Here is a 3,424-nt window from a genome sequence, read left to right as displayed (position 1 = left end):
ACTTATACCGATAAAAAAACTATGCCGATATTTCATGAGATCCCAGTAAATAAGGGATTATCAGGAAAAAATATCGGCATAGTTTTTTTGTGCGATGTATCATTCTTCTAAAGGAGGTGTTTTGCAATGCAAAAAGAAACTAAGTTAGAAGAAATCCTGCGTCTCACATTAGAATCCCTGCAAAAACAGGAATACAGTACGGAAACTCTTCTGCGATATCAAAAGAAATTTAATGCGCTAAATTCATTTGCACACAGCAGAGGGATTTCAGAACCATCCGATGGGCTGTTTCAGGAATACCTCAGTGACAACAAAAACAAGTATACTGGAGAATACTCTGTTTTTAAGGACCGCCAACGGATCAGGGTGGTTAACCTTATCAAATCTTATATCACTAACGGTGAAGCGGATACGTCAAGGAGAAAAGGAAAATCTGCCTATGACAGTATACAGACAGAACAATTAAAAAAGGAGCTGGATAGGTTTATTACGATTTTAGAAGAAGAGCCACTCCGACCTAATACTATCTATACCTACAAAAGGATTGTTGCTTATCTTTTGATCTATTGTGAGAAAAAGTCATACCGGTCGATCAATGAGCTAGTTTCTGGTGATATCAGAAATTTCATCTTATATCTCTATGAACAAGGTTATTTTAAACCGACTACTATTACAAGCGGTCTGTCAGGTTTAAAAAGGTTTCTATCTCTCCATCCTGATATAGAACATTTTATAATGGAGCTTCCGACCCGTCTCCCACGTGAGCGTAAGATAATAGAAATCTATAGCGAAACAGAGACCTATGCCATAAACGAAATACTGTCGGATGGAAGTCTTTCCAAACGGGATAAAGCCATTTGTCTCTTATTGTTGGAAACAGGATTGCGAGCAGTAGATGTCTGTAATATCAAACTTTCCGATATTGATTGGAATAAAGATGTCATCTATATAAAACAACAAAAAACAGGAATGGTACTAAACATCCCACTTCGGAAATCCTATGGTAATGCCATTGTTGACTACATACTGAATGAGCGGCCTGAATGTAATTCAAAATATCTTTTTGTCAGGGAGCTGGCACCATTTACACGCTTGAATGGAGAAGGTTCTTCCATCAGGGTTGTACTCTTGAAAATGGAAGCATTAGCTGGGATATCGAATGCATGCAGGATTTCCGGCAGCCGGATGACAAGGCACAATGCTGCTTCTTCCATGCTTAGATCTGGAGTCCCTATGGCTGATATCTCTGCGGTCCTTGGTCACACTGACCCGAATATCGTGTCTGTTTATCTGTCTACAGATGAAACAGTAATGGCAGCCTGTACACTTCCCCTTCCCCAGGAGGTGCATACGAATGAATAAAACCCTATCTGATCTGATAAAAGAATTTTTAGAATATAAAAAACAGAATGGATATGTTTATACTACTGCCGGATATCATCTGAATAATTATCTGGATTTTTCAATCAACCATTCTCCTGTTGAAAATATCCCTGGAAAAGATACTGTTCATGCATTTTTAAACAAATATGCGGGAACCCCGGGAAACCTATACAACATAGCGGCTGTGCTCAGGGAATTCTCAAGATATCTCATTGGTCTGGGATACACATCTGCATATGTAATTCCCCGGGGGAAAGTATCCCTGCCAGCACCTGTTCAGCCATATTTATTTACAGATGATGAGATTAAAGCTTTTTTTATCGCCTGTGACAGCCTCCCACATGATTATCATGTACCGAAGAGGCATCTTGTGCTGCCGGCAATGTATAGACTGCTTTATTGCTGCGGACTACGCTGCAAAGAGGCCAGAACACTAAAAATTGAAAATGTACATCTCGCAGAAAACTATATAGACATCCTTCAATCCAAAGGTCCAAAAAGCAGAAGGCTTTTCATTACGCAGGAACTGTCAGATTATCTTGGGGCTTATAACATGAGAATGAACCATATATTTACTGGCAGGACGTTTTTCTTCCCTGCCCGGAAAGACGCCCCTTATGGCGCAAGTGCATTCCAGCGTAACTTTCTGAAGATCTGGTATACAGCTTTTCCAGGGAAAAAAGGTGACGGTATCAGCATAAGAGCATACGATTTCAGGCATCATTTTGCCTATGCAAACATGAACCGCTGGCTTAGGGAAGGAAAGGACATAAACGTAATGCTGCCATACTTAATGAGATATATGGGACATCAGGATATAGAAAATACCCTTTACTATTTCCATTTAGTTCCTGATATCTATGATACAATAGTGCGAAAATCATCGTTATTTGAAAGGTTATTACCGGAGGTAAATGCTTATGGGCAAGAAAGCAACCGCAGATAAAGACAGTGCTTATTTCTGGAGCAGTGCATCTGAATACCTGAACAATGAGCTTCCGAACATTCGTAAAAAGAGTCCAAACACCATAGAAGCTTACAGGCGGTCGCTCAACGGATACATTGATTTTTTGGAAAAAGAGAAATCTATTAATAGAGCAAATGTGTGTTATCGGGATTTTGGTAAAAGCAACCTGAAAGAATACCTGTTATTTATGAAAGATTCCCAGAACTTAAGTGAAAAAACATGTAATCTACGGATCACCGCAATCAAGTCACTGCTCTCTTATGCAGCCGAAGAATCCATAGATATCACTGCGCTCTATGTAAGTGCAAAAACCGTAAAAGGGCTTACTGTGTCAAAAAATGAAATAGAATACTTTGAGGATGGGCAGCTTAAAGCACTTCTGGCTGCGCCGCCCGATGATACAAAAAATGGAAGGAGAAACCGGATGATACTGATACTCGGTTATGATGCAGGATTGCGTGTCAGTGAGCTAATAAATTTAGCAGTATCATCTCTTCATTTAGAGCCAGAAGTCCCATATGTGACTATACTGGGAAAAGGTTTAAAGTACAGAAACATACCACTAATGAGCAAAACGATACAGCATCTGAATACATATTTAAGTGAATTCCATCCAGTGATGAAGATGGATGCACCTCTATTTTATGCTACAACGCATGGTGTAAGGCATCCTCTTTCTGACGATACAATACAAAAGTTATTAAAAAAGTATACCAACATATGCAGAAATACTATTCCTATGCCAAAAGAAGTTCATTTCCACATGTTAAGAAAAACGAGAGCAATGGATCTGTATCAGGCAGGATGCCCTTTGTCCTATATTCAACAGCTTCTAGGGCATGAAAATATTTCAACCACCAGAGGTTTCTATGCATTTGCAACCCTAAAGACATTGGCAGATGCTATTGAAAAGACCAACCCATCTGGATCAGAAGAAAAGCTATGGAAGAAGGAATCTGTATTAAAGCAGCTTTATAGGTTATAAAAACTATGCCGATATTTTTTGCTGATAATCCCTTATTTACTGGGATCTCATGAAATATCGGCATAGTTTTTTTATCGGTATAAGTCGTG

Annotated in this window: 3 protein-coding genes; all 3 read left to right on the top strand. The window is 39.2% G+C overall.

The window, feature by feature from the left end:
- Positions 1-126: 126 nt before the first annotated feature.
- Genes LKD36_RS17330 through LKD36_RS17320 form a run of 3 tightly spaced genes read left to right on the top strand, consistent with a single transcriptional unit; the run spans position 127 to position 3,335 of the window.
- Positions 127-1,362, top strand: a complete 1,236-nt coding sequence (locus LKD36_RS17330) for a tyrosine-type recombinase/integrase (RefSeq protein WP_297873621.1) — start codon at positions 127-129, stop codon at positions 1,360-1,362.
- Complete coding sequence (locus tag LKD36_RS17325) at positions 1,355-2,329, top strand: tyrosine-type recombinase/integrase (RefSeq protein ID WP_308460377.1); 975 nt, start codon at positions 1,355-1,357, stop codon at positions 2,327-2,329. The genes LKD36_RS17330 and LKD36_RS17325 overlap by 8 nt, the downstream gene beginning before the upstream one ends.
- Positions 2,304-3,335, top strand: a complete 1,032-nt coding sequence (locus LKD36_RS17320; protein ID WP_308460376.1) for a tyrosine-type recombinase/integrase — start codon at positions 2,304-2,306, stop codon at positions 3,333-3,335. Before LKD36_RS17325 ends, LKD36_RS17320 begins: the two co-directional genes overlap by 26 nt.
- Positions 3,336-3,424: the final 89 nt, after the last annotated feature.

It is taken from the genome of Hominiventricola filiformis (assembly GCF_020686965.1).
Taxonomy (GTDB): domain Bacteria; phylum Bacillota; class Clostridia; order Lachnospirales; family Lachnospiraceae; genus Hominiventricola; species Hominiventricola filiformis.
Note: the sequence above shows the minus strand (reverse complement) of the source record. Positions and strands in the feature narration are given on the sequence as shown.

Excerpts from the sequence above, each read along its gene's own strand:
- LKD36_RS17330 (WP_297873621.1), top strand. The coding sequence starts at position 127 with ATGCAAAAAGAAACTAAGTTAGAAGAAATCCTGCGTCTCACATTAGAA.
- LKD36_RS17325 (WP_308460377.1), top strand. The coding sequence starts at position 1,355 with ATGAATAAAACCCTATCTGATCTGATAAAAGAATTTTTAGAATATAAA.
- LKD36_RS17320 (WP_308460376.1), top strand. The coding sequence starts at position 2,304 with ATGGGCAAGAAAGCAACCGCAGATAAAGACAGTGCTTATTTCTGGAGC.